This window comes from Phytohabitans kaempferiae, from assembly GCF_042433955.1.
Classification (GTDB): Bacteria; Actinomycetota; Actinomycetes; order Mycobacteriales; family Micromonosporaceae; genus Phytohabitans; species Phytohabitans kaempferiae.
On the sequence record NZ_JBHLUH010000058.1, the window covers coordinates 16,878 to 43,572 of the forward strand.

A 26,695-nucleotide genomic window follows, 5' to 3' on the forward strand; every position below is an offset into this window, starting at 1 on the left:
GGGGCGGGCGCTCAGCCCGTGTTGAAGTTCTCGTCCACGTCGCTGCACAGGGCGCTCATGGTCTCGGCGAGCACGTCGCGCACGCTCTCCGGGTCCAGGTCGACGCCCTCGGCGCTCACCACCACGTGCACACGGCTGCCGCCGGCGGGGTCGTCCTCGACCGTGGCGGTGCCGTGTACGCCCGGCGCGTCGATCGACCGCAGCGTCAGCCGCTTGTCGTCCACCGCCGTGTCGATCTCGCACTCGGTCGACCCCACCGGCGCGATCAACAGGATCCGCTCCGCGCTCCGCCGCTCCACGTGCAGGCCGATGGGAAGCCACCGGTGCACCCGGTCGGGGTCGGTGAGGTTGTTGAAGACCACCTCGGACGGCGCGTGGAACCCGTACCTGCCACTGATCTCCATGCCTGTCTCATACCCAGCGTGGCGGAGGTTACCGCGAGCGGTCGCGGGTATCCGTGCCGCATGGCTGAGCGCATTCCTGGCGAGAGCACCGAGACCTTGGACGAGGAGACCCGGCGTGACGGCGGCCCCACGCGCGGCCACGGCGCGGTGACGACCACGGGCGGTACGGCCGGCCCGGCGAGCGTACGCCGCCTGGCGAAAAAGGACAGAAAGGGCCGAAAGGTGGCACCGACCACCACCGGTGACGCGACGAGCGGCGGGATGAGCAGGCCGGCGGGCGGCACCACGAGCGACGCCACGAGCGGTTGAACGGACCTGATCTTTTTCTCCGGCGAGCGATGAGTTCGCCGTCGCCGCGGAGTCTGACCCGACAAGATACGAGCCAGACTTCGAGGGAGCGGCACCATGAGCGACACCACCGGCCAGTACGCCGACGTCAACGGCATCAACCTGTACTACGAGACGCACGGCACCGGCCGGCCGCTGATCCTGCTGCACGGCGGTCTCGGGTCGGGCGAGATGTTCGCCCCGATCCTGCCCACGCTCACCGAGCGCCACCGGGTGATCCTGGTGGACCTCCAGGGGCACGGCCGCACCGCCGACATCGACCGCCCGATCGACCTCAGGCTCATGGCGGACGACGTCGCGGCGCTCATCGACCACCTCGGCCTCGACCGGCCCGACGTGGTCGGCTACTCGATGGGCGGCGGCGTGGCGTTGCAGGTCGCGGTGAGGCACCCCGAGAAGGTCGGCAAGCTGGTCAGCGCCTCGGCGCACGTGCGCACCGACGCGATCCCCGCCGAGATGCGCGAGCAGCAGGGCCAGGTCAACGCGGCCGCGGCGGAGTTCATGAAGGACACGCCGATGTACCAGACGTACGAGAAGGTCGCGCCCCGCCCGGAGGACTTCCCGCGGCTGCTCGACAAGGTCGGCGAGGCGATGGCGCACGAGTTCGACTACAGCGAGGATGTGCGCGGCCTGCGCGTACCGACGATGCTCGTGGCCGGCGACGCGGACATGGCCCCGCCGAGCCACTACGTCGAGGCGTTCAAGCTGCTCGACGGCGGACTGCGCGACGGCGGCTGGATGGGCGAGGGCCGGCCCAAGGGAGGTCACGCGCTCGCCATCCTGCCCGGCCTCACGCACTACAACCTCTTCGGGTCCCCCCTCTTCGCGGCGGTAACGCTGGCGTTCCTCGACCCCGAGCCGGCGGTCTGGGCCAGCTGAGCTGTTTCCGGCATGAAACGCTCGCCAGTGGGTACGGTCAGGGCGTGGAGGCACTTGGCGAACCGTTGGCGTACACCGTCCTGCCCGACGGCGTGCCCGTGTACGACAGCAACGAGGTCCTCGTCGGCGAGGTCGAGCACGTCCTCGCCGACGAGGGCCCGGACATCTTCCACGGCCTGATCGTCGACACCCCGGACGGGCACCGCTTCGCCGACCGCGAGCAGATCGCCCAGCTCCGCCGCCGCGGCGTGATACTGGCCGTGCCCGGCACCGACCTGCGCGACCCCCACGCCGACCCGATCGCGGCCGAGGCCGGGCGCCCGGTGAGCGAGCAGGTCCAGCACGGCCTGCGGCGGGCATGGGAGTGGATGAGCCAGCCTCGCTAGCCCTCGTGCCCTGCCCGGCGCGTCCGTGAGCCTTGAGCCTGCCCGCGGCGCGGGCGCCTCGCACGCAGGCCGGTGAAGCCCTGAGCCTGCCCCCTGCGCGGCCCCTCGCGTAGGCGTGGCGTCCGCGACTGGGCAAGCGCCTCGTGCGGGGGCGCCTCGTGCGGGGCGCCTTCGCACGCCTGAGCCTGCGCTCCTCCCTCGTGGGACACGAGTCCCGTGCCACAGTCGCGACGGGCGGTCTTGAACAAGTTCAAATCGCGGGCTACGTTGAGCGTGATTTGAACATGTTCAAATCCGGAGGTGCGTGGGATGTCCAAACCGGCCGGTGCGCCGCCCGCGCACGGTGAGCGGACGCGCGAGCTGATCGTCCAGACCGCGCTGCGGCTGTTCGCCGAGCGGGGCTACGAGCGCACGACCATGCGCGCGATCGCCGACGCGGCAGGGCTGTCGGTGAGCAACGCGTACTACTACTTCCGCTCGAAGGATCACCTGGTCCAGGAGTTCTACGCGCAGATCCAGCGCCAGCACCGCGAGGAGGCGGCGGAGGCGTTGCGGCAGAAGGGTTTCGTCGACCGCCTGCGTGGCGTACTGCACGCCGGCATCACGGTGATGGCGCCCTATCACGACTTCGCCGGCTCGTTCATTGGCGTGGCGATCAACCCGCGTTCGCCGTCGAGCCCGTTCAGCACGGAGTCGGCCGTGGCGCGGGAGGCGGCGGTGGGGCTCTTCCGCGAGGTGGTCGAGGGTTCGAAGCCGGCGGTCGACAAGCAGTTGCGCGACGACCTGCCGGAGCTGCTGTGGCTGGGCCACCTCGCGCTCACGCTGCACTGGGTGCACGACACGTCGCACGGGCAGGACCGGACGCGCCGCCTCATCGACCTCGCGACGCCGCTGCTGGGGCGCCTGATCCGGGTCACCCGGCTGCCCGGCATGCGCGCGGTGACCGCCGACCTGCTGTGGCTCGTGCGCAAGGTCCGCTCATGAGCCGGCCCCGCTCGTGAACGCCTGGAGCCACGCCCTGCTCGACCTGCTGATCTGCGCCGGCCTGCTGGTCGTCATGCCGCTCGGCCTGCGGCTGGTGGAGGCGCCGGGCATCGCGTGGATACGGCGGTGGTGGCTGGTCTGCGCCGCGCCGGCCGCCGCCTCGGTGTGGCTGCCGCGCGGTTGGCTGGCCATCCTGCTCGCCGCCGCCTACCTGCCGGCCACCACCGCGCTCCTGGTGACCGCCGCGTCGCTGCTGACCGCCACCGCCCGCACCGGCAGCCGCCCCGCCCGCACCTCGCCGCCAGCCCGCACCTCGCCGCCAGCCAGCATGGCACGCGCCGGCACCGACGGCACGCCGCGAGCGGCCGGCGGGGCACCGGGCGGGAGCGCGCGCGTCGCCGGCCCGCTGACGCCGGGGTTGGTAGCCGTCGTCACCGCGCTGGTGGCGCCCACCGTGGCCGCCGTCGCGCTGGTGGCGGAGCGGGCCGGGCGGGAGCTGTTCGGCTTCGAGCTGGATGTGCTCGCGCTGACCGTCGCCCACTTCCACTACGCGGGCTTCGCGGCCGCACTGATCGCGGGGCTCGTCCACCGGCTGGCGGGCGCGGGAGCGGCGGGGCGGCTGGCGGCGCTCTCCGTACCCGTGGGGGTCGCTGTGGTGTTCGTGGGTTTCTTCACCGGCGAATGGGTGGAGCTGGCCGGCGCGGCGGTGCTCACGGCCGGCATGTGGCTGGTGGGATGGGTCATGTGGTGGGCGGCCGGCGGGCGGGACCGCACCACCGCGGTGCTGCTCGGCGGGTCGGCGCTCACGCTCGTCGCCACCATGTCGCTGGCGCTCAGCTGGGCGCTCGGGGAGGCCGTCGGGCTCCCCCACCTGTCGCTGTCCTGGATGGTCGCCACGCACGGGCTGGCCAACGCGCTCGGCTTCGCGCTGTGCGGCCTGCTCGCCTGGCGGCGCCTCACCGCCGAGACGGACGCCCCCAATGCCGGGGCGGGCGACATCGCCGCCGGCACGCACAACCCCAACGCTGGCACGGACATCGCCGCCGGCGACGCCGGCACCGACCACATTGGAGTGAGCAGATGACTGACGCCACGCCCACGACGTATCCGGAAGTCGGGCACACGCGGCGCGGACCGCTCCCGGCCGGCTACCGGCACATGCGTCATCGCACGCGGCTCGGCGCGGGCGACGCGGTGTTCGCGGTGGCGGCGCAGGCCGTGCTCTCGTGGCGCATGCACCGCGCGATGCGTGTCGGCATCGACCCCTCCGCGCCCCGGGCCGATGCCGGCGTCACCGTCGTCACCCGCCCCGGCGTCGGGCCGTTGCGGCTGACCGCGCCGTGCGTGGTGGTCTGGGCGGAGGATGGGCCGGAGCGGGCCGGGTTCGGATACGGGACGACGGCCGGGCATCCGTTCAGCGGCGAGGAGGCGTTCGTCGTCACGCGCGACGCGGACGGCTCGGTGTGGCTGGACGTGGTCTCGTTCAGCCGCCCGGCTCAGCCGTGGGTGCGCCTGGCGGGGCCCGCCGCGCCGTGGTTTCAGCGCGCGTACGCCGCATGGTGCGGGGTCACGCTCCGCCGCCTGCTGAAACACGCCGCCCCGGCGCCAGGCGAGGCCGCCGCCTGAGCTGAAACACCCCGCGCCGGCGCCAGGCGAAGCCGCCGCCTGATCAGACGTACCGGAAGTTCCACACGCCGGTCGGGTCGGCGACCGGCTCGGGCACGTCGCGCTTGGGATCCACCTCGACCAGCTCGACCCGGTCGACGGGGAGCACGCGCTCCGGCAGATGCCCGAACCGCAGGTAGCGGAAGAGCGCCGCCTCCTCGTCGGTCATCGGACCGATGTGGTCGGACTCGATGCTCATGCCGCCTCCTCCGGGGCCCGCTCGCGCACACCTGACCGTGCTCGCTCAGGGCTCCATCGTGGCGCACCGGCAGCCCTCTGTCACGAGGAGGCCATCCCCGCGCCCGCCTCGACAATCGCGTCGTCGACCCGGTGGGCGAGGTCGACATCGAGATGGGTCACCGCGTCGACCGCGCTCGTCGAGACGGTGAGCGTCGCGCTGTCCCCGTCCCGGTCGATGTCCGGCGCCCGCCCGTACTCCTCGCGCAGCCGCTCGAGGCGGTCGAGTACGCGGCGCAGGTTGGCCTCGGGCAGCTCGATCGTGCGGTGGATGGCGCGGTGGTTGCCGACCCAGTACGGCAGGTTGACCAGCGCCGCCGCCAGCTCGTTGTCGGTCAGCGGGGCGGTCTGGCCGCGCGGGCCGGTGACGCCGCCGCCCGGCCCGGGATCGGTGATGAGGTCGCGGATGTCGCCGGGCAGCTCCAGTGCGCCGACCAGCTCGGGCTCCTGGCGGGACAGGACGAAGAGCACCGCCTGCGCCCGCGCCCGCGCCTCCTCGGGCACCATGCCGGTGAGCCACGACACCTCGGCGACGAAGTCTCCCTCGTCCCAGGCGGGGCCGGGCGCGGCGGGCACGTTCTCCGTCAGCAGCGCCGGTACGGCGTCGATGACCTGCTGCCGCTGCGGCTCCGCCACCGTGCGTACGAGCGTGGCGATGGTCGCCTCCGCCGCCCGCCGCGCCTCGTCCACGCTCACGCCGATGCGCTCGGCGACGCTCGTGACCAGGTCTCGGTGCTGTGCCACTGTCACCAACTCCCTCCGGGTCGCGGCCCGCCGGGCTGGTCGCCCGTGCCGGAGGTACCGGCCTCGTCGGGCTCGCGGAACAGTTCGGGCTCGCCGTCGAGGTCGTCCGGTGCCAGATCTGGTACCGGCCCCTCGTCCTCGACCGCCGCGACGGTCCGGTCCGACTCCTCGACCGGGCGGACCGGCGGCTCGTCCGGCTCGGCGCCCAGCTCGCGGGCCGCCTCCCCGACGTCCTCGTAGTCGCGACTCCCCGCCTCGGTCACCTGGACCCCCTCCCTCGTCGCGCGCCGTCAGCGCGGCCCGCTCGGATCGGTCGGTGAGGGCCCGGGCGGCGGCGGTGGGCCTGGTGCCGGGTCAGGTGCCGGCCCCGGCGGCCGCGGCTCACCCGGCGACGGGGGCCGCGGCGGCGGACCCGGCTGGGGTGGCGTCGGCGGTGCCGGTGGGTCGGTCACTCCGCTCATGCCAACCGGGTACCCCGGCCACGCCGCCCGAACCCCGCCGCTGGCGCCCGGCGGCTCCCGCCGGTACGGCCGCGCGCCGGTTGGGGCGGGCCGCAGCGGGTAGCCCAGCACCATGGACGAGACCGGCTGGAACGACGTGCGAGACGCCCTCACCGACCTCGACTTCCCGGCGGACAAGGAGCAGATCGTGGCGCACGCCGAGGGGCGCGGCGCCGCCGCCGAGGCGTTGCGGCTGGTGCGCGGGCTGCCCCTCCAGACGTACCGCAACATCTCGGAGATCCGCAGCTCGGTGCCGCTCGACCCGGCGGACGACGATCGCCAGACGGTCGACCAGAAGGCCCGCCGGGCGCGCTCGCCGCACACTCACCGGATCGCCGAGCACCTGCGCGACCTGCGCACCTGACCGGCCCGGCTACGCCAGGTCGCGCCAGGGGTCGTGGCCGACCGCCATCAGGCTGTGCCGCCACGGCTCCTGGTCGGCGTCGTCCACCGGCCGCTGCGACAGGCGCCGGTTGATCAGCTCGGTCACCTCGCGCATCAGCGTGACGTCGGCGTCGTTGAGGTCGACCCGCCGCTTGCCCAGCACCTGGAGTACCCGGTTGCCGAGCACGGTGATCTCCATGCCGGGCTCCGGGTCGTACGTGTCGTTGAGCGCGGTCTCGGCCAGCAGCCAGTCGCGCAGTTGCGGCGACGTCATGTTGACCGCCCGGTGGAACTCCTGCCACACGCGTTCCCGCTCGGGATCCGCACCTGCCATGTGTGGTCACCCCCTCACCGCACGCCTACCCCGTTTTGGCCGCCGCAACCGCCCCGCCATGCTTACCCCCGTGCGTGGCGTACTGACCGGCTTCGCGGCGATCTGGATGGTCACCCTCGTCGGGTACCTGATCGGCCGGTACGAGCTGCTCGGCCCGTCCGGCCCGACCGTCCTCGCCCGCCTGGTCTTCTTCGTCGCCGCGCCGGCGCTGCTCTTCACCACGCTGGTCCGCTCCTCGCTGGCCGAGGTGTTCACCGGGGCGCTGGCCGCCTTCGTGCTCAGCACCGTGCTGGCGGGCGCCGCCTACCTGGCCGTCATGCTGCTCGTCCACCGCCGCCGCCGCGCCGGGCCACGCCAGCGCGACCCGGACGCCCCGGACAGTGACGCGGCGGGTCGCCCCGACGCCGGCACCCTCACCATCGGCACGCTCGCCGCCTCGTACGTGAACGCCGGCAACCTCGGCATCCCGGTGGCCGCGTACGTGCTCGGCGACGTCTCGTTCATCGCGCCCGTGCTGCTCTTCCAGACCCTGGTCGCGGCGCCGATCGGGCTCGCCGTCCTCGACGTCACCAGCGGTGGCCGCCGTGCCTCGCCCAAGGCGCTGGCCGTGCTGCCGCTGCGCAGCCCGATCACGCTCGCCTCGGCCGCCGGCATCGCGGTCGCCGCCACCGGCTGGCGGCCGTCGGACGAGGTGCTGCGCCCGTTCGACCTGGTGGGCTCGGCCGCCGTGCCGCTGGCCCTGCTCGCCCTCGGCATCTCGCTGCGGGGCAGCCGCCCGTTCACGCCGGGGCTGGACGGGCGGGACCGGTACACGGCGGTGGTGCTGAAGGTGGTCGGGCAGCCGGTGCTCGCGTACCTGATCGGGCGCCACGCCCTCGGTCTGGACGGGCCGGCACTGCTCGCCGCGGTCGTGACCGCGGCCCTGCCCACGGCGCAGAACATCTTCGTCTTCGCCAGCCGGTACGACCGCGCGGTGGCCCTGGCCCGCGACGCGATCGTGCTCTCCACGCTGGCCGCCTGCGCGACACTCGTGCTGATCGCCGCCTGGCTCGGCTGAGCGCCGCCTTTGCGCCAAGCCCGACGAACGCCGGCGAAGGAAGCCTGCTCAGGGCACCACCGTGATCGGCCAGCGCCCCAGCCGTACGAGGCGGCTGGCGACCGAGCCGCCGAAGAGCCGGCGGGACGGCGTCGAGGCGCCGACCACCACGATGTCGGCCTTGACCTCGGCCGCGACCGAACGGAGGCAGCCGTACGGGTCGCCGTGGCGGCTCACGAAGCACACCGGGATCCGCATCTCCTCGGCCAGCTGCCGGATCTCGGCCCGCAGCTCGGCCGCCACCTCCTGGTGCGCGGCGTGCAGTACGGGCACCGCGCCGGGGAGTGCCCAGGCCCAGGTGAGCACCGGCGCCGCGTACGCCACGACCAGTCGGCAGCGTTGCCGCCGGGCGAGGCCGCAGGCGTACGCCGCGGCCCGCATCGACGTGTCCGAACCGTCCACGCCGACGAGGATCACGCGCGGCCCGTCGGTGCCGCGTTCGAAGGGGGGCGGCGCCCAGCGCGGCCCGTACTGCTCGACGGCGGGTTGCGTCACCGGTCGCTCCCTTCGCCGGCCGCGCGCCTACCGGTCCGAGCCGGGCCGCGTGGACACCGGGTCGGCCGGCACACCGGCGGCGACCTCCGGGACCACGCCGCTCACGTCCGGCTCCCCGCTGTCGTCGTCGAGGCTGGTACGCAGCGGCGCCGGCTTGAGCAGCGCGGCCGCCACCACGCCGAGCACGCCGATCGCGGCGGAGATGAGGAAGATGTGGCCGGTCGCGTCGCCGTACGCCGCGCGCACGATCTGCTGCACCGCCTCCGGCAGCGCGTCGAGGTTGAGCGTGCTGGTGCCGCCGCCCGAGGTGGGGAGGCCGGCCGCCGCCAGGTCGTGCGTGATGCTGGCGCTGACCCGGTTGGCGAGCACCGCGCCGAGCACCGAGACGCCGATCGTGCCGCCCAGCGAGCGGAAGAACGTCACCGACGAACTGGCCGCGCCCACGTCGCGCAGGGCCACGGTGTTCTGCACGGCGAGGATGAGGTTCTGCATCGACATGCCCACGCCGGAGCCGACCAGGAACATCGCCACACCGATGATCACCAGCGAGGTCTGGTGGTCGACGATGGAGAGCAGGGCGAAGCCGGCGACGAGCAGGACGGTGCCGGCCAGGATGTACGGCTTGACCCGCCCGGAGACGCTGATCAGCCGTCCGGCGACGATCGAGGTGAGCAGCACGCCGGCCATCATCGGGATGGTGAGCAGGCCCGCCTCGGTGGGGCTGTAGCCGCGGCCGATCTGGAAGTACTGGCCGAGGAAGACCGCGCCGCCGAACATCGCCGTGCCGACCGCGAGGCTGGCCACGATCGCCAGTGCGGTGGTCCGCTCGCGGATGATGCTGAGCGGGATGACCGGCTCGGCGGCCCGCGCCTCGACCCGCACCGCCAGCGCGAGCAGCACGAGCGCGCCGCCGACCATAGTGAGGCTCGGCCAGGAGAACCAGCCGAACGAGTGGTCGACGAAGGAGACCCAGATCAGCAGCAAGCTCACGCCGGCGGCGATGAGCGTGGCGCCCAGGTAGTCGATCCGCACCTTGCGGCGGATGGTGGGCACGTGCAGCGTGGCCTGGAGCAGCAGCAGCGCCAGGATCGCGACCGGCACGCCGACGAAGAAGCACCAGCGCCAGCCGAGCCACGAGGTGTCGGCGATCAGGCCGCCGAGCAGCGGGCCGCCGACGGTGGCGAGGGCCATGGTGCCGCCGAGGTAGCCGTTGTACCGGCCCCGCTCGCGCGGCGGGATGATCGCCGCGATCACGACCTGGACGAGGGCCTGCAGGCCGCCGACCCCGATTCCCTGGAACGCGCGCGCGGCGATCAGCTCGCCCGCGTTCTGTGCCAGGCCGGCCACGATCGAGCCGACCACGAAGATGCCGATCGCGATCTGCACCAGCAGCTTCTTGTTGAGCAGGTCCGCCAGCTTGCCCCAGATCGGCGTGGACGCGGTCGCGGTCAGCAGCGTGGCGGTGACGACCCACGTGTACTGGGTCTGGCTGCCGTTGAGCGCACCGATGATCTTGGGGAGCGCGGTGGAGACGACGGTCGAGCTGAGCAGGGCGACGAAGAGCACCAGCAGCAGGCCACTGAGGCTCTCCAGCACCTGGCGGTGGCTCATCGCCTCCGGCTCGGCGGCGGCCTTCGAGGCGCCGGAAGCGGGCACGACATCAGGGCGGGACGCGGGCATACGCGCGGCCTCCAGGGAGCGGGACGGATTTGTTCACTCAGAGCATCCCGCCAAACCTGCTCACTGCGCAAGTTTTCTCACTGGGAATTGCGTCACTCCAGGCGGTACGCTCCGTGTGATGACCGTGACGACCAACCCGCCCGGCCTGCGGGAGCGGAAGAAGGCCGCGACGCGCCAGGCCCTGCACGAGGCCGCCGTGCGGCTGGCGGCCGAGCACGGCGTGGAAAACGTCACCGTCGAGGCCATCGCCGACGCGGTCAACGTGTCCCGGCGCACGTTCTCCAACTACTTCAGCGGCAAGGAGCAGGCGCTCCTGCACACCGACTATGTCCGGATGGCGCGCCTGGTCGAGCTGGTCCGCGAGCGGCCGGAGGGCGAGCCGGCGTGGACCGCGCTGACCCGCGGCATCGAGGCGTCGGTCGCGGAGAACGCCGACGAGGACCCCGAGTGGCGGGCGCTGTACCGCACGCTGCGGCGTGACCCGGCGCTGGTGGGCGAGCTCGTCGCCTCGTACGCGGTGGCCGAGCGCGAGCTGGCCGGCGTGATCGCGGGGCGCCTGCCCGCCGAGACCGGTGCGGCCCTGCGCGGCCGGCTGCTGGCGGCCACGTTCCTCGTCGCGGTACGGGTCGCCAACCAGGTGTGGCTCGAGCATCCGGACGAGTCGCTCATCGACCTGATCCGGCAGGCGCTGGCGACGACGGCGGAGCCGTTCACATAGCCGGCCCGCTCCTCGGCGGCAGGGCGCGCGACCGGGCCCGCGCCACGTCGAGGAGGAGCACCGCGGCGTTGGCGGCGAGCACCGCGCCGAGGATCGCGGTGACCGAGCCGGCCAGCCCGCCCAGCGCGTGCCCGCCCAGCCAGGCGCCGGCCAGTCCCCAGGCCAGCGCGGCGGCCAGCCCGCCGTACCGGACTCCCGGCGCCGCGTCCCGCCGTACCCAGGCCAGGAAGACGCAGAGCCCGGCCGCGATCCCGGCCCCGACCGTCGCCGGCCCCCAACCGGCCAGCAGCGCCGGCCAGAGCGCGGCCACCACGAGGACCGCGAGGAACCATCCGCCGAACCCGACCCCGACCGCCGCGACGCTGCGCAGCACCGCGCTGGCCGCGACACCGAAGCCGCCCCGGCGGTTTACCCACCGCGCCATGCCGCCGAGCGCCACCACCGCGAGCAGCGCCACGCCGGCGAGCCCGCCGAGGAGTACGCGCGCGGTCCCCGGCAGCCGCGCGTGGCCGGACCATCCCAAGTAGACAAGACCGAGCGCCAGGAGCCCGATCACCGACAGGGCAACCGCTCTTCTCCCCATGTTTGTCGAGTCTGGAGTGGATCGGCCGCCGAATCACTGGTGTCTCCCGCCGTATCGGGGGTGGGGACAACCCCACCCCCGGCGCGCCTCGCCAGGGCTGGCGCCTGAGTAAGCGCCGTTGCGGACGGGGCCTGTGTCGTCGCCTGAGCCGGGAGATGCACCCCCCGCACCCACATTTGTGCGTGATCGGGGGTACACAGGACGTGAGCGTGTGATCCACAATACTTTTCCTGCGGCCAGCCGGTGCCGCGGGCGAACCAGACGGAGGCGGACGTGCGGGTCGAGGTGGAGCAGCGGCGCTCCATGCGCCTGGCCGTGGCCGCGGCGGCGGCGTGGCTCGCGCTGTACGCCCTGCTCACGGCATTGAGCCAGGGGTCGGAGCCGCTCGGCCGCTTCGTCGCCAACGTGGTGTACGTCGTCCCGCTCGTACTGCTGGCGCCACTCTCCTACGCCGCCGCCCGGCGCGCCCGCGGTCGCCTGCGGCGGGCCTGGGCGCTGCTCACGGTCGCCAACGTGCTCTGGCTGGTCGGCGAGCTGATCTGGTCGGCGTACGCCTACCTGCGGCCGGGTGGCGTGCCGAGCCCGTCCGTGGCCGACGCCTTCTACCTGACCTCGTACGCCGCGGCGCTGCCGGCCATCGCGATCGGCTTCGGCGGCACCTGGGCCCAGCGGCAGGTGCGGTGCCTGCTCGACGCCGCCCTGGTCACGCTCGGTGTGGGCGCGGTCGGCTGGGCGCTCGTGATCGGCCCGCTCTTCCCCGGCGCGCCCAAGGCCGCCGCGGTCATCGCCTTCACCCAGCCGCTCGTCTCGGTCGCGATCGTCACGGTGCTGGTCGCGGCGGGGCTCTGCGGCCACCGCGCGGTGCCGCCGTCGTTCCTGCTGGCGGGGGCGGGCTTCGCGGTGGCCGCGCTCACCGACGCCGGCTACGCCTACCTGGTCAGCACGCACTCGTACGGCGACGCGAGCTGGGTCAACCTCGGCTGGCAACTGGAGGCCGTCCTGCTCTGCCTGGCCGCGGCCGTCGCCGCCCGCCGTCCGGAGGGCGAGCCGCAGGTACGCCAGCTCGACCGGGATCTGGCGGTGCTCCCCGCCGCGGTGGCCGTACTCTCGATCGTCGGCATCGCCACCGCCGACCGCCTCTCCGACGGGCGGCTGACGCTGTCCACATTGGTCATCTCGGTGCTGCTGGTCAGCGGGCTGCTCCTGCGGCAGGTTCTGGTCACGCGCGACCGCACCCGCCTCGCCGAAGCGCTCGACACCGCGCTGCGTGAGCAGGAGCGGCTGGCCGTGACCGACGGGCTCACCGGCCTCCACAACCGCCGGTTCTTCCAGGAGATGCTCCGCCTGGAGGCCGAGCGGGCCGAGCGCGACGGCGCGCCGCTGAGCATCGTCATCGTCGACCTCGACCGCTTCAAGAAGGTCAACGACACCTGCGGCCACCCCGCCGGCGACCGCGTGCTGACCGAGGTCGCCGACCGGATACGCCGCGCGGTGCGCCCCAACGACCTGGTCGCCCGCTACGGCGGCGAGGAGTTCGTGTGCCTGCTGCCCGGCGCCGGCGAGGAGACCGCGCTGGAGGTGGCCGAGCAGGTACGCCGCGCGCTGTCCCGCAGCCCGTTCGCCGTGCCCGGCGGCCGCGAGGTGCGCCTCACCGCGTCCCTCGGCGTGGCCAGCGCCGGCACGCGCGGCGGCCGTCCGCACGGCGACCTCGAAGGACTGATCCACGACGCGGACGGCGCGCTCTACCGCGCCCGGACCCGCGGCCGGGACCAGGTCGCCGCCGCCAGCCGCCTCGCCGACCTGGCGCTGGACACCGACCCCGACCTGCCGCCCGCGCTGGTGTGGCTGGCCGACCAGATCGACGCCAAGCTCGGCAGCCACGAGCACAGCACCGCCGTGTCGAGGTGGGCGCTGCTCACCGGCGCGCGGCTCGGCCTGCACCAGGCCGCACTCCGCCGTACGGCCGCCGCGGCCCGCCTGCACGACATCGGCAAGATCAACGTCGACGACGCCATCCTCACCAAGCCCGGCCGCCTCTCCCAGGCCGAGTGGGATGTGCTGCGCCGCCACCCCCAGGAAGGCGCCCGCCTGCTCACCGAACTCAGCGACCGCGCCGACCTCGCCCCGCTGGTCGGCGCCCACCACGAACGGTTCGACGGGGCCGGCTATCCGCAGGGCCTGCGCGGCGAGGGCATCCCGATCGAGGCCCGCATCATCGCGGTCTGCGACTCCTGGGCCGCGATGCGCGCCGACCGCGCGTACGCGGCCGCGCGCAGCGAGACGGAGGCGAGGCACCAGATCGAGCGCGGCCGGGGTACGCAGTTCGACCCCGAGGTGGTGGACGCCTTCCTGGCACTCCTCGACGGGGGCGCCATCGACGAGCTGGCGCTGCTGCGCCACACCGCCCCCGCCCCGAACCCCGTCGTGTCCACAGTGGTCCCTTGACGCGAAGACCCAGAAGATCTGGGCTACCGCGACGTGCGTCGTGCTCCAGACCGCTGCTCCCGCAGCCTCACCCTCCGCTCTCCGCGCCCAGGCCGGCGCTCGGCGCCCCCGCCGTCGCCACCGCCGGTCGCGGACGGCGGGCGCCGACGCGCCCGCGACTGCGGGCGCCGCGCGTCCGTGGCGATTTCTTGACCCCATAGAGCCTGTTGCAGAATCGCCAAATTCGAGCAAGGCGAGGGTCGCCTTGACCCTCGCTGGCCGCCGTTCGGCGGCCAGCGGCCGACACAGCCGTGTTTTTCTCAACACGTCCCGCGATCAGGCCATTTTGCAACAGGCTCCATAGGGTCAACTTCTCGCCACCACGGACCCGGACCGTTCGGTCTGGATGTCGCGGTCGAGGATCTTCGCGCTGACCGCCCCGGTGGCTACCCTGCTCTCGTGGCGGTCGATCGTTCCCTTCCCCATGGCGGCATCGAGTTCGGCGGCAACGGCATTCCGCCCATCTCCTGGCCACACTGGTTCGCCGCGGCGGCGATCCTCGGCGTGGCGTTCGGCTGCTTCGTAGGTTCCGTCATCGGAGGCGCCCCCGGCGCGGCCTACGGGAGCGGCATTGGGATCTTCCTCGCGGGGGCGACGCTCGCGATGCCGTACCGGGTGCGCGACTACCGCCGTCCCGAGCCGTCGGCGCTGCGCGTGGCCCGCGACGGTCTGCACGTGTACACGGTGACGAAGCAGGGCCGGCGCGTCCGCACCTACGTCTACCTGCCGTGGCATGCCCTCGGCGCGCTCACGCTCACCGGCCCGCCACCGGCCTCGGGAGCCCGCCCGGCGCTACGCGTCGAGCTGACCGACACCGGTCCGGGCATCGTAGCGGGTGGGTCCGCCGACGCGCGGCGCGTGCTCGGGGACGGTGGCACGCTGACGGTGCCGGAGGTCGGCACGGCTGAGCTGATCGAGGCGGTGGCGCGATACTCCGACGGCCGTCACCAGGTCGTCCAGCGACACGATGCGGCAGCACGGGTCGCGCCCCGGTTCGGGGTCGTGCTCTACGGCTACGACATCGACCATGTCGACGCGCTGGTGCGGCGCGTCGAGGCGGCCCTGTCGCCCGGTGGCGAGGCGTCGCGCCCCGCCGTCCGGGACGAGTTGACGGCGGGTCCGGCGCTGCCCGAGCGACCGCGCGGCTACGAGCGGGCCCAGGTCGACGACTTCCTGCGACGGGCGAGGCTGGACCTGGACCTGGACCGCCGCGACGCGACCTGAGAAAGGTCGCCACCGGGCCGATCGTCGACGCCCCCGCGTACACCGCCGAAAGGCGCGTGCCGTCCACACGCGCGACGCCTCCGGCGCGGAGCGGGGTGAGGTCGCTGTCCACGTCGCGATCGCGCGGCGCGGCGACCTCGTCGCGGTCGTCACCAGCGACCCGTCCGACCCGCGGCTGGTCGACCGCCTGGCCGCCGCGCCCGCCCGGCACCTTAGCGCCGCCGGCCGAGCCCGCCGACCATCGACGTGGAGCCCGCGGCCGGCGGGCGGGAGGCCGGGCACCTTGACGACGTTGGCTAATGACATTAGCTTTAATGCTATGACTCGTAGCAACAAGCTCGGCGCCTTCGCGCTCGCCGCCGCCGGCGCGCTGTTCCTGCTCTACCCCGCCATCCGCCCCTGGCACGACGAGTCCACGGTGGACGGAGCGGCCGCGTCGATGGGCTCGGGCGCCTGGGTCGCGTCGCACACGTTCGCCATGTTCGGGTTCGTGCTCGCCTCCCTCGGCCTGTTCGCCCTCCGCGACGCGATCCGCACCCGCCTCACCACCGCCGCCGCGCTCATCACCGGGGTCGCCGCCGGCCTCGTGCTGCCGTACTACGGCGCCGAGACCTTCGGCCTGCACGGGCTCGCCCAGCGATACGCGGAGGGCGACCGCTTCGACCTGCTCGCCGCCGTCGACGCGGTCCGCGACCAGCCGTTCGCGATCACGATGTTCGGCGTGGGGCTGCTCGCGCTCGCCGCCGGCGGCGTGCTGGCCGCGCTGGCGGTGCGCCGGTCGGGGGCCCTGCCGCCGGCCAGCGGGCTGCTCTTCGGGCTCGGCCTGGTGCTGTTCCTCCCCCAGTTCTTCACGCCGGCCCCGGTCCGCATCGCACACGGCGCGCTGCTCGCCGCCGGCTGCGTCTGGCTCGCGGCCGCGCTGTGGCGCGCACCGACCGCGCCACAGCGGCGCTGACGAATCCGGCGCCGCGCGCACCGCCACCTGAAAGCAGATCCAGATCTGGCAGGGCCTACGGGTTGGTGTCGCTTCGCGGCGCGGGTTCTCGTCGTGCGCGCGGCGGACGCTGCGGACGCTTAGGCCGCGGGCCGGGGTAGGCGCGGCTGGGCCTGTTGGTCGAAGGCGTATCCGCGTGTTCGGGGGGCGGGGATGCTCACGGGCATCAAGATCCAGGTCGTGCGTGGCGAGAAATTCACTCTCCGAGGGCAGTTGGTCGCCACGGACGGACCGCACTGGCCCCACTCCCGCCGAGCGCGCGTCCACACCGACCCCTGTTGCCACGCCGCCGCCCGCGCCTGGTCACTTCGCAAGGGGCCCATATCAGGGACACAGCCCCTCGCGGCCGGATCGAAAGGGCCATGTCCCCGACAACGCCCACGCACCCGCCGAGGTCCGGCGCGGCTGGCCCACCGGACCCGGCATCCACACCACCAGCCGCACATCCGGCGACCGTCCCGGGGTTGGGCGCACCGGTGCGCCCAGCTCGACAGCTCTCCCACACCACACCGGGTCCGAACGCAGCCCAGCCACGCGACCACCCCGCCACCGAAATCTCTCCAGGTACGCGTCCAGCGTGGCCCTGTTCCCGGAGGTCACCGAACCGGATGAACCGATTGAAAGTGGCCGTTCACAGGGGTCATCGTGGGCAGGCCCGAGGCCCTGACTCCGAAACCGCGGAGGGCGAGGCCGCGGGGGTCGTGGTCGTTCATGGACGGTCGCCCACGGGTCGCGGAAACTGGCGCGGGCGGGCGCGTTGGTGCGCGCACGTCGACAGCGTGACCCGTGCGATCACCTCGACCCCGGAAGCTCTCCAGATCTGGCCGGGGCTACGGTGCGGGCGGGGTGATGAGGGCGCGCAGGTCCTGGCGCGTGGTGGCGACGTGGGCCCGGCCGATCCGCTCGGCCTCGGCGGCGTCGCGGCGTCTCAGGGCATCGACGATCGCGCGGTGGTCGGCGAGGGACGCCTCGCGGCGGCTGGGCGCGACCGCGGAGAAGTAGAACCTGGCGCGCATGCTCAGCGAGCGCACGAAGCCGGCCATCAGCGTGTTCTGCGAGCAGGCGGCCACCGCGATGTGAAACTCGGCGTTGAGCGCGGCCAGCAGAAGGGGGTCGTCGGTGGCGGCCTGCCGCTCCAGGATCTCGTCGAGCGCGGCGAGCTGGTCGGCGGTGCGGCGCTCGGCGGCGAGGGCGGTGGTGCGTCCCTCCAGCTCCAGGCGCGCCTCGAAGAGGTCGGCCAGCTCCTGCTCGGTGCGCTCGCGTACGTACGCCCCGAGGTGCGGGCGATAGTCGATCCAGCCGTCCGCCCCGAGCGACCGTAGCGCCTCGCGCACCGGGATGTGGCTGACTCCCATCTGCTTGGCCAGCCCGTCGGCGTTGAGATGCGTGCCGGGCGGGAGGGCGCTGGTGAGGATGGCCTCGACAAGTGTGTCGCGGACGCGGTCGCCGGTGTTGCCGGTGCCGGCCTCGCGGTGCAGCCGGGGCAGACCGGTGAGGCTCATGGCCCCATCCTATAGGGCACCGAGAGCTTTACGATCGCGACACAGGGGCGTAACGAAGCACTCGTCCTATAGGACGCATGCAGGGAACAGCGGTCGCCGCGGCCACTCCCCTCCTCACCGTTCGCGGGCTCACGTGCCGGTTCGGTGAGGTGGTCGCCAACGACGCGGTCGACTTCGAGGTGGCACCGGGCGAGGTGCACGCGGTGCTCGGCGAGAACGGCGCCGGCAAGAGCACGCTCATGAAGCTGATCTACGGCGTCTACCGGCCGGACGCCGGCGAGGTGCGGGTCGAGGGCGTACCGACGGCGCTCGGCTCGCCGGCCGCCGCTCGCGCCGCCGGCATCGGCATGGTCTTCCAGGACATGCGGCTGATCCCGGCGCTCACCGTCGCGGAGAACATCGCGCTCGCGCTGCCCCGGGGGCGTACCGCCCGGCGTCGCCGGATCGGCCGGCAGGTGGCCGAGGCGGCCGAGCGGTACGGCCTGCCGGTGCACCCCGACGCGCTGGTCCGCCACCTCTCGATCGGCGAGCGGCAGCGGGTCGAGATCCTCAAGGTGCTGATGAGCGGCGCCCGCCTGCTGATCCTCGACGAGCCGACCAGCGTGCTCGCTCCGCAGGAGGTGGACGCGCTCTTCACCGCGATGCGGGCGCTGCGCGCGGCCGGGCTGTCGCTGGTCATCATCACGCACAAGCTGGGCGAGGCGCGCACGATCGCCGACCGGGTCACCGTGCTGCGCGGCGGCAAGGTGGTGCTGCGCGACGCCGACCCGGCCGGCCTCTCCGACGCCGAACTGGTGGAGGCGATGGTGGGGCGGGCCGTGCCGGCCCTGCGCCGCGGGAGCCCGCCCGCGACCGCCGGCCGGCCGGGCCACACACCGGCACCGTCCATCGTGGAGCTGCGCGGCGTGGGCGCGGTCGGCGACCGGAGCCACACGGCGCTGCACGGAGTCGACCTGGAGCTGCACCCCGGCGAGCTGGTCGGCGTCGCGGGCGTCGCCGGCAGCGGCCAGCGGGAGCTCTGCGAGGTGGTCCTCGGGCTGCGCAAGGCGAGCACCGGCACGGTACGCCTGGCCGGCGAGCTGCTGCGCGGCCCCCGGCAGGCGTGCGCGGCCGGCGCCGTGGGCGTGCCAGAGGATCCGGTCACCGACGCCGTGGTGCCCGGGATGACCGTGCTCGAACACCTGGCGCTCGGCACCGCGTCGACAAGGCGGCTGGGGATCGACTGGCGGGCGGTGGGCGCCGAGGCCGACCGCCGGGACGCCGCCGCCCGGCTGCGGATGGCCGCCCGCCACCGGGTCCTCGGCGAGCTGTCCGGCGGCAACATCCAGCGGGTCGTGCTGACCCGGGCGCTGGGCGCGCCGGCCACGGTGGTGGTCGCCGCGTACCCGAGCCGAGGGCTGGACATCGCCACCACGCGGCGCACGCAGGAGCTGCTGCTGGAGCAGCGGGACGCGGGCGCGGCCGTACTCGTGGTCTCGGAGGACCTGGACGAGCTGCTGTCCATCTCGGACCGGATCGCGGTGCTGCACGACGGGCACCTCGCCGGTGTGGTGCGGCCGGGCGAGACCGACCGGTACGCGATCGGGCGGCTGATGCTGGGCGGTGCGGCGGCATGACCAGCACCGCCGAGGCACCGGCCGAAGCCCGCGCAGAGATTGTCGACAATCGACCGAAGGAACGCCCGTGGCTGCGGTGGGTCGGTGCCATCGTCGCCGCCCCGGTCGTCTTCGGCGCGTTCGCGGCAGCCAGGGGCGTCGACCCGCTCGGCATGTACGCGGACATGATCGTCTCGCTCGCCGACCCGGCGCAGGCGCAGACCGTGCTGGTACGCGCGGCGATCCTGCTGCTCGCCGGGCTGGCCGTGGCCGTACCCGCGCGGGCCGGCCTGCTCAACGTCGGCGGCGAGGGCCAGATCGTGATCGGCGCGGTCGCCGCCGCCGGTGTGGGGCTCGTGGCCGACCAGCGGCTTCCCGGCGGACTCGTGCTGGTCCTGATGATCATGGCCGCGATGGCGGCCGGCGCGGCGTGGGCCGGGCTCGCCGGCGTACTCCGGCTGACCGTCAACGTGAACGAGGCGATCAGCACGCTGCTGCTCAACTTCGTCGCGATCGACATCATGCTCGGGCTCATCTACGACCCGTGGAAGGACGCCTCCGGCTTCGGCCAGCCCTCCTCCCGCCCGCTCGAGGAGACCGCCCGGCTGCCGCTGTTCACCACCGGCGGCACCGTCAACGCCGGCATCCTGCTCGCCCTCCTCGCGCTGGCCGGCGTGTGGTTCGCCCTCCGCCGCACCGCGTGGGGGTTCCGGCTGCGGGTCGTCGGCGGCAATCCGGAGGCGGCCCGCCAGGCCGGCATGCGGGTCGGCCCGCTCCTGCTCTCCGCCATGCTCGTCGGCGGCGCGCTCGCCGGGCTGGCGGGGCTGGTCCACTTCGCCGGCACCGAGTTCAAGCTACGCCCGGGCATGACCACCACCTTCGGGTACGTCGGCTTCCTCGCCAGCTGGCTCGCTCTGCACCGCCCGGCGCGGGTCGGCCTCGCCGCGCTGCTGCTGGCGGCGATCGCGATGGGCGGCGACAGCCTCCAGATCGACTCGGGCCTTCCGGCCGCCTCGCTCAACGTCCTGATGGCCGTGGTGCTGCTCGTCGTGCTCGGGATCAGGAGGAAGTCATGATCGTTGTCGACGTGCTGGCCGGCGGCGTGCGCGGCGGCACCGCCATCCTGTACGCGGCGCTGGGCGAGACCCTCGCCGAACGGGCCGGCGTCATCAACCTCGGCACCGAGGGGAGCATGCTCACCGGCGCGCTCGCCGCGTACGCGGTCACCGCCGGCACCGGCGACCCGTGGGCCGGCGTGCTGGCCGGCGCGTTCGCCGGCGGGCTGCTCGCCGCGGTGCACGCGTTCATGGTGCTGACCCGCGGCGCCAACCAGCTCGCCACCGGACTCGTGGTGCTCTTCCTCGGGCTGGGGCTCACCTCGATGTTCGGCGCCGCGTACGTGGGCCGGGCGATCAGCCCCTTCCAGCCGTACCCGATCCCGGGCCTCGCCGAGATCCCGTGGCTCGGACCGGTCCTCTTCGACCACGACCCGCTGGTCTACGCCTCGTACCTGCTCGCGCCGGCGCTGTGGTGGCTGCTGTTCCGCACGCGGCCGGGCCTGGTGCTGCGCGGTGCCGGCGAGCGGCCCGCGGTGCTCGCCACGTACGGGCACTCGCCGGCGTTCGCGCGCTACCTGGCGGTGGTCGGCGGAGGGCTGCTGGCGGGCATCGGCGGCGCCCACCTCTCCACCGCGTACGCCAACGCCTGGTTCGAGAACATGACCGCCGGCCGCGGCTTCATCGCCGTCGCGCTGGTCATCTTCGCCGCCTGGCATCCGCTGCGCGCGGTCGGCGGCGCCTACCTCTTCGGCGCCGCGCTCGCCCTCTCCCCCGCGCTCCAGGCCCGCGGGTACGGCTTCAACCAGTTCGTGCTCGACGCGCTGCCGTACCTGGTGACGATCGCCGCCCTGATCGTGCTGGGCCGCCGGCAGGTCAATGCGGCCCCCGAAGACCTTTCCCGCCAATTCGACGCACGCGTGTTCGACCTGACCCCGACCCGATAGAGGTGCGACCGTGAAACCCTTGAGAATCCTGGCGGTCGCGGCGTCCGCCGTGTTGCTCGCCGCCTGCGCCACCAACAGCACCGAGAGCACATCCAGCGGTACCGGCGGGAGCGCGCCGGGCACCGGCGGCACGAAGATCGGCTTCATCTTCGTGGGTCCCAAGGACGACTACGGTTACAACCAGGCAGCCTACGAGGGCAGCCAGGCCGTGGCGGAAGCGTACCCCGACCTGGAGGTGCTCACCGCCGAGAACGTGCCGGAGGACGACAACGCCGCGCGGGTCATGGAGGGCATGATCCGCAAGGGCGCGAAGATCATATTCGCCACCTCGTACGGCCACCGCGACCCCGCGCTCAAGGTCGCCGCCGCCAACCCCGACGTCGTCGTGCTCCAGCAGGGCAACATCGTGGACGGCGCGATGCCGCCCAACTTCGGCACCTACTTCGGCACCGTCTACGAACCGGTCTACCTGGCCGGCATCGTCGCGGGCAAGGCCACCAGGAGCGGCAAGCTCGGGTACGTGTACGCGTTCCCGATCTCGCAGACGTTGGACAACATCAACGCCTTCCAGCTCGGGGCCGCCTCGGTCAACCCCGCCGCGAAGACCTACGTGGTGAACACCTCCAACTGGTGCGACCCGGCCAAGCAGGCGGAGGCGGCCAAGAGCCTGCTCTCCCAGGGCGTCGACGTGATCAGCCAGCACCAGGACTGCACCGCCACCGTCATCCGGGCCACCGAGGCGGCCGGCGCGTACACGGTCGGCTACCACGCGGACGCCAGATCGCTCGCGCCGAAGGGCTGGCTCACCGGCTCGGAGTGGGACTGGGGGCCGCTGTACACGGCGATGGTGAAGACGACCGTGGACGGCTCGTTCACCGGCTCGCCGTACAACGCGAACTTCCGGGTCGGGCTCAAGACCGGCGACAACCCGTTCGTCCAGTCGCCGTACGGGCCGGCGGTCACCGACGACACCAAGAAGCTGGTCGAGGAGGCGAAGGCGAGGATCAGCACGGACGGGTCGCCGTTCCTCGGGCCGGTCGTCGACCAGTCCGGCACGGTACGCGTCCCCGCCGGCACGGTGCCCGACTACAAGACGATCGAGTCGATCGACTACTTCGTGGACGGTGTCGTCGGCAAGATCCCGGCGTCATGACCGACCAGCCACTCTGGACACTCCAGCTCGGACACTCCGAGGTGGACGAGCTGGCCGCCCGAGCCGATCCGGAGGCGCCCCTGGCCGGCGTGCGCTTCGCCATCAAGGACAACATCGACCTCGCCGGCCATCCCACCACCGCCGCCTGCCCCGCGCTCGCCGCCAAGCCGGCCGGTGCTTCGGCCACCGCGGTGCGGCTGCTGCTGGAGGCGGGCGCGGTACCGGTGGGCAAGACCAACCTGGACCAGTTCGCGACCGGACTGGTGGGCACGCGCAGCCCGTACGGCGCCTGCCACAGCGTCGCCAGCCCGGCGCACGTGTCCGGCGGAAGCAGTTCGGGCAGCGCGGTCGCGGTGGCGAGCGGGCTGGTGCCCCTGGCGCTGGCGACGGACACGGCCGGGTCGGGGCGGGTACCGGCCGCGTGCAACGGGATCGTGGGGGTCAAGCCGACCCGCGGGCTGGTCTCCACCACCGGCGTGCTGCCCGCGGTCGCCGACCTCGACTGCGTCACCACGCTCACCGCCACGGTGTCGGCGGCCCGCCCCGCGCTGGCCGCCCTCACCTGGGCCGACCCGAACGACCCCCGGTCGCGCCCGATGCCGCCCCGAGCGCCAGCCGCCGTCGCGGCCCGGATGCGCGTCGTGGCCGTACCAGATATGGCGTTGGAGCTGGACCCACCGCACCAGGAGGCCTGGACCGCGGCGCTCGACCGGCTGCGCGGCGTCGCCGCGCACGTGGTGCCGGTGGACGTGGCGGCGTTCCTGGAGGCCGGACGGCTGCTGTACGAGGGGCCGTGGCTGGCGGCGCGGTACGCGGCGGTCGGCGGCCACCTCGAGCCCGACGGCCCGCACCTCGACCCCACCGTGCGGCGGATCGTGCTGCGCGGGCGGGACATCGCCGGCGCGGAGGTATTCGCCGGCCTCGAGCGCCTCGCCACGCTCCGCCGCCAGACCGAGCCGGTGTGGGCCGACGTCGACGCGCTGATGCTGCCGACCACGCCGGGCCATCCCACGATCGCCGAGGTGGCCGCCGACCCGGTCGGCGTGAACGCGCGGCTGGGGCGGTTCACCACGTTCGCCAACCTGCTCGACCTGTGCGCGGTCGCGGTGCCGGCCGGCGAGCGGGCCGACGGGCTGCCGTTCGGCGTGCAGTTCGTGGCGCCCGCCTTCGCCGACGCGCCGCTGCTCGACCTGGCGGCGGCGTGGTGCGGCGAACCGGTCGCCCCGCCCGCCGCGACCGCCGGCTCGACGCTGCTCGCGGTGGCCGGCGCGCACCTCTCCGGCCTGCCGCTCAACGGCGAGCTGCTCGCGGCCGGCGGGCGGCTGGAGTTTCGGGCGCGCACGGCCCCCGGCTACCGCCTCTACCGGCTCAGCGGCCCCGGCGTGCCCCGCCCCGGGCTCGTCCGCACCGGCGACGGCCCGGCCGGCGGCATCGCGGTCGAGGTGTGGCAGGTGCCGCACCAGGCGGTGGGCCTGCTGCTGGAGACGGTACCGGCGCCGTTGGGGCTGGGGCGGATCGCGCTCGACGACGGCACGGCGGTGGTCGGCTTCCTGGCGGCCGAGCACGGCGTGCGCGACGCCCGGGACGTGACGGCCGCCGGCGGCTGGCGGGCCGCGCTGGGTCAGCTCCCCTGAGCCGCGCGCCAGGTACGCGACCCGGCGGACGAGCGGCGCGAAGCGGGCTCCGCGCGATCAGCCGCCGACCTCGGAGACCTGGGCCACCGGCTTGCCCTGCCACACCGTGTGGATCACGAAGTAGTGGTTGGGCTCGGTGAACTGGACGGCGAGGTTGCCCGGCTCGTTCTGGACCGTGTCGACCGTGTACCCCGGATTGGGCGTGGCGGTGACCAGGTGGACGCGGCCCGGCGTCATGCGGATCACCGCCTGCCCGCCGCCGACGCGGAAGGAGCGCGTGTACGTGGTCTGGCCGTCGGCGCCGGTCGTGACCGTCCAGCCGTCGACGACCACGGGCGGGCTCTGCGGCGGCCTGGTGGTGGCGACGGGCGGTGGCGCCGCCGGCCGGGACGGCGTGGCCGAGAGCGACGGCGACGGTGTGGGCGAGGGCGGAGCCGGCGGGCTGGAGGCGGGCGGCGCGGTGGCGGCCGGCGGCGCCTCGACGGCCCGGTCGAGCGGGGCGGAGGCGAGGTCGGGGGTGGCCGTGCGCAGCACCGGCTGGAGCGCCACCGTGGCCACGCCGATGCTCGCCAAGGTGGCCGCGCACCAACCCAGCACCGGAACCCAACCGCGCAGCCGCATCCGGCCATTCAACCACCGCCCGCGGCCGGCGGCGGCGCCCACACCGTGGCGGGAGCGGAGCCCCTATGGTGAACCGCATGGCCATGATCCTGCTCGTCGAGGACGACCGCATCGTCGCGGCGGCGTTGACGCGCGCGCTGGTCGACGCGGGACACGTCGTGCGGGGCGCGGCACAGGCGGTGGACGCGCTGCGCATCGTCAACGACGACCGGCCCGACCTGGTCATCCTCGACCTGGGGCTGCCGGACATCGACGGTGCCGACGCGCTGCGGATGATGCGGAGCGTCTCCGACGTACCGGTGATCGTGGCGACCGCCCGCCGGTCCGAGGTGGACATCATCAACCTGCTCAACGCGGGCGCGGACGACTACGTGACCAAACCCTTCTCCAGCGGCCACCTGCTGGCCCGGATCGCGGCGGTGCAGCGGCGCGGCCGTCCGGCGCCGGCGGAGGTGCCGAGCATCACCGTGGGTCCGCTCGTCATCGACCCACAGCGACGGGAGGTGCGGCTGGACGGGGCGCCGATCCGGTTGACGCGGCGGGAGTTCGACGTGCTGGCCTACCTGGCCGGGCGCGTGGGCCGGGTCGTCAGCCGGCGGGAGCTGCTGGCCCAGGTGTGGCAGCAGGACCGGATCGGCGAGGAGCAGACGATCGACGTACACATCTCGTGGCTGCGCCGCAAGCTCGGCGAGACCGCCGCCCGGCCACGGTTCCTGCACACCGTACGCGGTGTGGGCGTGAAGCTTGTCGAGCCGGGCGAGCCACGCGGATGAGGCTCACCCTCACTCGCCTCGCGCTGGCCATCACGTCGATGGTGGCGCTGGCGTTCCTGGTGCCGCTGGCGATCCTGACCCGACAGATCGCGCACGACCGGGCGGTGGGCGACGCGCGGCAGCAGGCGACCGCGATCGTGGTGGCGCTGGCCGTCGACACCGATCCGGCCCTGCTGGAGCAGGCCGTGGCGAGCACCGCGGCGGGCAGCGACGGCCGGCTCGCCGTACACCTGCCAGACCTTGACGCGATCGGATCGCCGCGCGCCGCGGCGGCCGACATCGACGCGGCGTCGCGTTCCCGGCGGCCGACCATGGCCGAGTACGACGGTGGCCTGGCCTACCTGCAACCGAGCGTGCTGGAGGGCAACCGGACCGCGGTGATCGAGGTGTTCGTGCCGGACGAGCAGATCAACCGGGGCGTGTGGCCGGCGTGGCTGGCCCTGGCCGGGCTGGCGGTGGTGCTGGTGGCCGGTTCGACGCTGGTCGCCGACCGGCTCGGCGCCCGGCTGGTACGGGCCACGCGGGAGCTGGCCGCCGGCGCGCGCCGCCTGGGCGGGGGCGACCTGAGCGTACGGGTCGAGCCGGCCGGCCCGCCGGAGCTGAGCGACGCGGCGCGCTCGTTCAACACGATGGCCGACAACATGCGGCAGCTCATCGACAACGAGCGGGAGCTGGCGGCCGACCTGTCGCACCGGCTGCGCACGCCGCTGACGGCGCTGCGGCTGGACGCCGAGGCGCTGCCCCGAGGGCCGGTGGCGGACCGGATGGCGCAGGCGTTCGACCTGCTCGACGACGAGCTGGAAGCGATCATCACGGGCGCGCGGCTGAGCTCCGGTACGCGGGCCCACCACTCGACGGACCTGGTCGAGGTGCTGGCCGACCGGCTCGCCTTCTGGTCGGTACTCGCCGAGGACCAGGGGCGTCCGACCACAGTGGTCGGTGGTGAGCGGCCGGTGCCGGTGCCGCTGCCACGCGGGGAGCTGATCCTGGCGATCGACGCCTTGGTGGGCAACGTCTTCGCGCACACGCCGGAGGGGACGGCGTTCATCGTGGGCGTTTCCGGCGAGGGCCTGGTGGTGGACGACGCCGGGCCGGGCATCGCCGACCCGGCGGCCGCGGTGCGGCGCGGCGTGAGCGGCAGCGGCTCGACCGGGCTCGGGCTGGACATCGCGCAGCGCATCGCCCAGTCGGCGGGCGGGCGCCTGGAGATCGGCCGCGGCCGGCTGGGCGGGGCGAGGGTCGCGCTGCTGCTGCCAACGCGCGATTTATGACCTCT

The 26,695-nt window shown here is 73.9% G+C and carries 29 protein-coding genes; 19 read left to right on the plus strand and 10 right to left on the minus strand.

Features of this window, described 5'->3' with window-relative positions; genetic code table 11:
- Positions 1-11: 11 nt before the first annotated feature.
- Positions 12-404, minus strand: coding sequence for an SRPBCC family protein (locus tag ACFFIA_RS26825; protein ID WP_377255566.1), 393 nt, complete (start codon positions 402-404; stop codon positions 12-14).
- Between ACFFIA_RS26825 and ACFFIA_RS26830 the strand changes: the two genes are divergently transcribed.
- The 6 genes from ACFFIA_RS26830 to ACFFIA_RS26855 all read left to right on the plus strand — a co-directional run bounded on the left by ACFFIA_RS26830 (position 324) and on the right by ACFFIA_RS26855 (position 4,627).
- Positions 324-713, plus strand: a complete 390-nt coding sequence (locus tag ACFFIA_RS26830; protein ID WP_377255376.1) for a hypothetical protein — start codon at positions 324-326, stop codon at positions 711-713. The two genes, ACFFIA_RS26825 and ACFFIA_RS26830, sit on opposite strands and share 81 nt — an antisense overlap.
- Before the next feature lie 96 nt (positions 714-809).
- Positions 810-1,631, plus strand: a complete 822-nt coding sequence (locus ACFFIA_RS26835) for an alpha/beta fold hydrolase (RefSeq protein WP_377255379.1) — start codon at positions 810-812, stop codon at positions 1,629-1,631.
- Between the two features lie 44 nt (positions 1,632-1,675).
- Positions 1,676-2,017: a hypothetical protein gene (locus ACFFIA_RS26840; RefSeq protein ID WP_377255382.1), complete on the plus strand. Its 342-nt coding sequence runs from the start codon at positions 1,676-1,678 to the stop codon at positions 2,015-2,017.
- 309 nt (positions 2,018-2,326) lie between these two features.
- Positions 2,327-3,001, plus strand: a complete 675-nt coding sequence (locus ACFFIA_RS26845) for a TetR/AcrR family transcriptional regulator (RefSeq protein WP_377255385.1) — start codon at positions 2,327-2,329, stop codon at positions 2,999-3,001.
- A 13-nt stretch (positions 3,002-3,014) separates the two neighbouring features.
- Positions 3,015-4,085 carry a YndJ family transporter gene (locus ACFFIA_RS26850; protein ID WP_377255388.1) on the plus strand — a complete coding sequence of 357 codons (1,071 nt, stop codon included), beginning with the start codon at positions 3,015-3,017 and terminating at the stop codon, positions 4,083-4,085.
- Positions 4,082-4,627: a DUF1990 domain-containing protein gene (locus ACFFIA_RS26855; RefSeq protein WP_377255391.1), complete on the plus strand. Its 546-nt coding sequence runs from the start codon at positions 4,082-4,084 to the stop codon at positions 4,625-4,627. The genes ACFFIA_RS26850 and ACFFIA_RS26855 overlap by 4 nt, the downstream gene beginning before the upstream one ends.
- A gap of 43 nt (positions 4,628-4,670) precedes the next feature.
- On the opposite strand, the gene ACFFIA_RS26860 is transcribed toward ACFFIA_RS26855, so the two are convergent.
- From ACFFIA_RS26860 to ACFFIA_RS26870, 3 genes are all read right to left on the minus strand, one after another.
- On the minus strand, positions 4,671-4,865 hold the full coding sequence (locus ACFFIA_RS26860; protein WP_377255394.1) for a hypothetical protein: 195 nt from the start codon (positions 4,863-4,865) through the stop codon (positions 4,671-4,673).
- An 80-nt stretch (positions 4,866-4,945) separates the two neighbouring features.
- Complete coding sequence (locus ACFFIA_RS26865; RefSeq protein WP_377255397.1) at positions 4,946-5,647, minus strand: 4a-hydroxytetrahydrobiopterin dehydratase; 702 nt, start codon at positions 5,645-5,647, stop codon at positions 4,946-4,948.
- A gap of 2 nt (positions 5,648-5,649) precedes the next feature.
- Positions 5,650-5,910 carry a hypothetical protein gene (locus ACFFIA_RS26870; RefSeq protein ID WP_377255400.1) on the minus strand — a complete coding sequence of 87 codons (261 nt, stop codon included), beginning with the start codon at positions 5,908-5,910 and terminating at the stop codon, positions 5,650-5,652.
- A 310-nt stretch (positions 5,911-6,220) separates the two neighbouring features.
- Between ACFFIA_RS26870 and ACFFIA_RS26875 the strand changes: the two genes are divergently transcribed.
- Positions 6,221-6,511, plus strand: coding sequence for a DUF2795 domain-containing protein (locus tag ACFFIA_RS26875; RefSeq protein WP_377255403.1), 291 nt, complete (start codon positions 6,221-6,223; stop codon positions 6,509-6,511).
- A 9-nt stretch (positions 6,512-6,520) separates the two neighbouring features.
- Here ACFFIA_RS26875 and ACFFIA_RS26880 read toward each other — a convergent pair whose 3' ends face one another.
- Positions 6,521-6,865 (minus strand): DUF3140 domain-containing protein, encoded by a 345-nt coding sequence (locus ACFFIA_RS26880; RefSeq protein WP_377255406.1) that lies wholly within the window; start codon positions 6,863-6,865, stop codon positions 6,521-6,523.
- Positions 6,866-6,935: 70 nt separating this feature from the next.
- Between ACFFIA_RS26880 and ACFFIA_RS26885 the strand changes: the two genes are divergently transcribed.
- Positions 6,936-7,922: an AEC family transporter gene (locus ACFFIA_RS26885; RefSeq protein WP_377255409.1), complete on the plus strand. Its 987-nt coding sequence runs from the start codon at positions 6,936-6,938 to the stop codon at positions 7,920-7,922.
- 48 nt (positions 7,923-7,970) lie between these two features.
- On the opposite strand, the gene ACFFIA_RS26890 is transcribed toward ACFFIA_RS26885, so the two are convergent.
- Together ACFFIA_RS26890 and ACFFIA_RS26895 are read right to left on the minus strand one after the other, a co-directional pair.
- Positions 7,971-8,456 (minus strand): universal stress protein, encoded by a 486-nt coding sequence (locus ACFFIA_RS26890; RefSeq protein ID WP_377255412.1) that lies wholly within the window; start codon positions 8,454-8,456, stop codon positions 7,971-7,973.
- A gap of 27 nt (positions 8,457-8,483) precedes the next feature.
- Positions 8,484-10,067, minus strand: coding sequence for an MDR family MFS transporter (locus ACFFIA_RS26895; RefSeq protein WP_377255560.1), 1,584 nt, complete (start codon positions 10,065-10,067; stop codon positions 8,484-8,486).
- Between the two features lie 187 nt (positions 10,068-10,254).
- Here ACFFIA_RS26895 and ACFFIA_RS26900 point away from each other — a divergent pair, with 187 nt between their 5' ends.
- Complete coding sequence (locus tag ACFFIA_RS26900; protein ID WP_377255415.1) at positions 10,255-10,854, plus strand: TetR/AcrR family transcriptional regulator; 600 nt, start codon at positions 10,255-10,257, stop codon at positions 10,852-10,854.
- Here ACFFIA_RS26900 and ACFFIA_RS26905 read toward each other — a convergent pair.
- Positions 10,847-11,437: a hypothetical protein gene (locus ACFFIA_RS26905; RefSeq protein ID WP_377255418.1), complete on the minus strand. Its 591-nt coding sequence runs from the start codon at positions 11,435-11,437 to the stop codon at positions 10,847-10,849. The two genes, ACFFIA_RS26900 and ACFFIA_RS26905, sit on opposite strands and share 8 nt — an antisense overlap.
- A gap of 273 nt (positions 11,438-11,710) precedes the next feature.
- Between ACFFIA_RS26905 and ACFFIA_RS26910 the strand changes: the two genes are divergently transcribed.
- The 3 genes from ACFFIA_RS26910 to ACFFIA_RS26920 all read left to right on the plus strand — a co-directional run bounded on the left by ACFFIA_RS26910 (position 11,711) and on the right by ACFFIA_RS26920 (position 16,100).
- Positions 11,711-13,882, plus strand: a complete 2,172-nt coding sequence (locus ACFFIA_RS26910) for a bifunctional diguanylate cyclase/phosphohydrolase (RefSeq protein WP_377255421.1) — start codon at positions 11,711-11,713, stop codon at positions 13,880-13,882.
- 438 nt (positions 13,883-14,320) lie between these two features.
- Positions 14,321-15,145 (plus strand): hypothetical protein, encoded by an 825-nt coding sequence (locus ACFFIA_RS26915; RefSeq protein WP_377255424.1) that lies wholly within the window; start codon positions 14,321-14,323, stop codon positions 15,143-15,145.
- Between the two features lie 319 nt (positions 15,146-15,464).
- A complete protein-coding gene (locus tag ACFFIA_RS26920; RefSeq protein ID WP_377255427.1) occupies positions 15,465-16,100 on the plus strand; it encodes a hypothetical protein in 636 nt (211 codons plus the stop codon).
- Between the two features lie 869 nt (positions 16,101-16,969).
- On the opposite strand, the gene ACFFIA_RS26925 is transcribed toward ACFFIA_RS26920, so the two are convergent.
- A complete protein-coding gene (locus ACFFIA_RS26925) occupies positions 16,970-17,641 on the minus strand; it encodes a GntR family transcriptional regulator (protein ID WP_377255430.1) in 672 nt (223 codons plus the stop codon).
- A 77-nt stretch (positions 17,642-17,718) separates the two neighbouring features.
- Between ACFFIA_RS26925 and ACFFIA_RS26930 the strand changes: the two genes are divergently transcribed.
- Genes ACFFIA_RS26930 through atzF form a run of 5 tightly spaced genes read left to right on the plus strand, consistent with a single transcriptional unit; the run spans position 17,719 to position 24,025 of the window.
- Positions 17,719-19,257, plus strand: a complete 1,539-nt coding sequence (locus ACFFIA_RS26930; RefSeq protein WP_377255433.1) for an ABC transporter ATP-binding protein — start codon at positions 17,719-17,721, stop codon at positions 19,255-19,257.
- On the plus strand, positions 19,254-20,312 hold the full coding sequence (locus ACFFIA_RS26935; protein ID WP_377255436.1) for an ABC transporter permease: 1,059 nt from the start codon (positions 19,254-19,256) through the stop codon (positions 20,310-20,312). The genes ACFFIA_RS26930 and ACFFIA_RS26935 overlap by 4 nt, the downstream gene beginning before the upstream one ends.
- Positions 20,309-21,238 (plus strand): ABC transporter permease, encoded by a 930-nt coding sequence (locus tag ACFFIA_RS26940; protein WP_377255438.1) that lies wholly within the window; start codon positions 20,309-20,311, stop codon positions 21,236-21,238. The genes ACFFIA_RS26935 and ACFFIA_RS26940 overlap by 4 nt, the downstream gene beginning before the upstream one ends.
- Positions 21,239-21,248: 10 nt before the next feature.
- Positions 21,249-22,391, plus strand: a complete 1,143-nt coding sequence (locus tag ACFFIA_RS26945) for a BMP family ABC transporter substrate-binding protein (RefSeq protein WP_377255441.1) — start codon at positions 21,249-21,251, stop codon at positions 22,389-22,391.
- Entirely contained in the window at positions 22,388-24,025 is a 1,638-nt protein-coding gene (atzF, locus tag ACFFIA_RS26950; RefSeq protein WP_377255444.1) for an allophanate hydrolase, read from the plus strand. Before ACFFIA_RS26945 ends, atzF begins: the two co-directional genes overlap by 4 nt.
- A 57-nt stretch (positions 24,026-24,082) precedes the next feature.
- On the opposite strand, the gene ACFFIA_RS26955 is transcribed toward atzF, so the two are convergent.
- The gene (locus ACFFIA_RS26955; protein ID WP_377255447.1) at positions 24,083-24,646 is read right to left on the minus strand and encodes a DNA mismatch repair protein MutL; all 564 of its coding nucleotides are present in this window, start codon (positions 24,644-24,646) and stop codon (positions 24,083-24,085) included.
- Between the two features lie 77 nt (positions 24,647-24,723).
- On the opposite strand from ACFFIA_RS26955, the gene ACFFIA_RS26960 reads away from it, so the two are divergent.
- Entirely contained in the window at positions 24,724-25,419 is a 696-nt protein-coding gene (locus ACFFIA_RS26960; protein ID WP_377255450.1) for a response regulator transcription factor, read from the plus strand.
- Positions 25,416-26,690, plus strand: a complete 1,275-nt coding sequence (locus ACFFIA_RS26965) for a sensor histidine kinase (protein WP_377255453.1) — start codon at positions 25,416-25,418, stop codon at positions 26,688-26,690. The genes ACFFIA_RS26960 and ACFFIA_RS26965 overlap by 4 nt, the downstream gene beginning before the upstream one ends.
- The last annotated feature ends 5 nt before the right edge of the window (positions 26,691-26,695 follow it).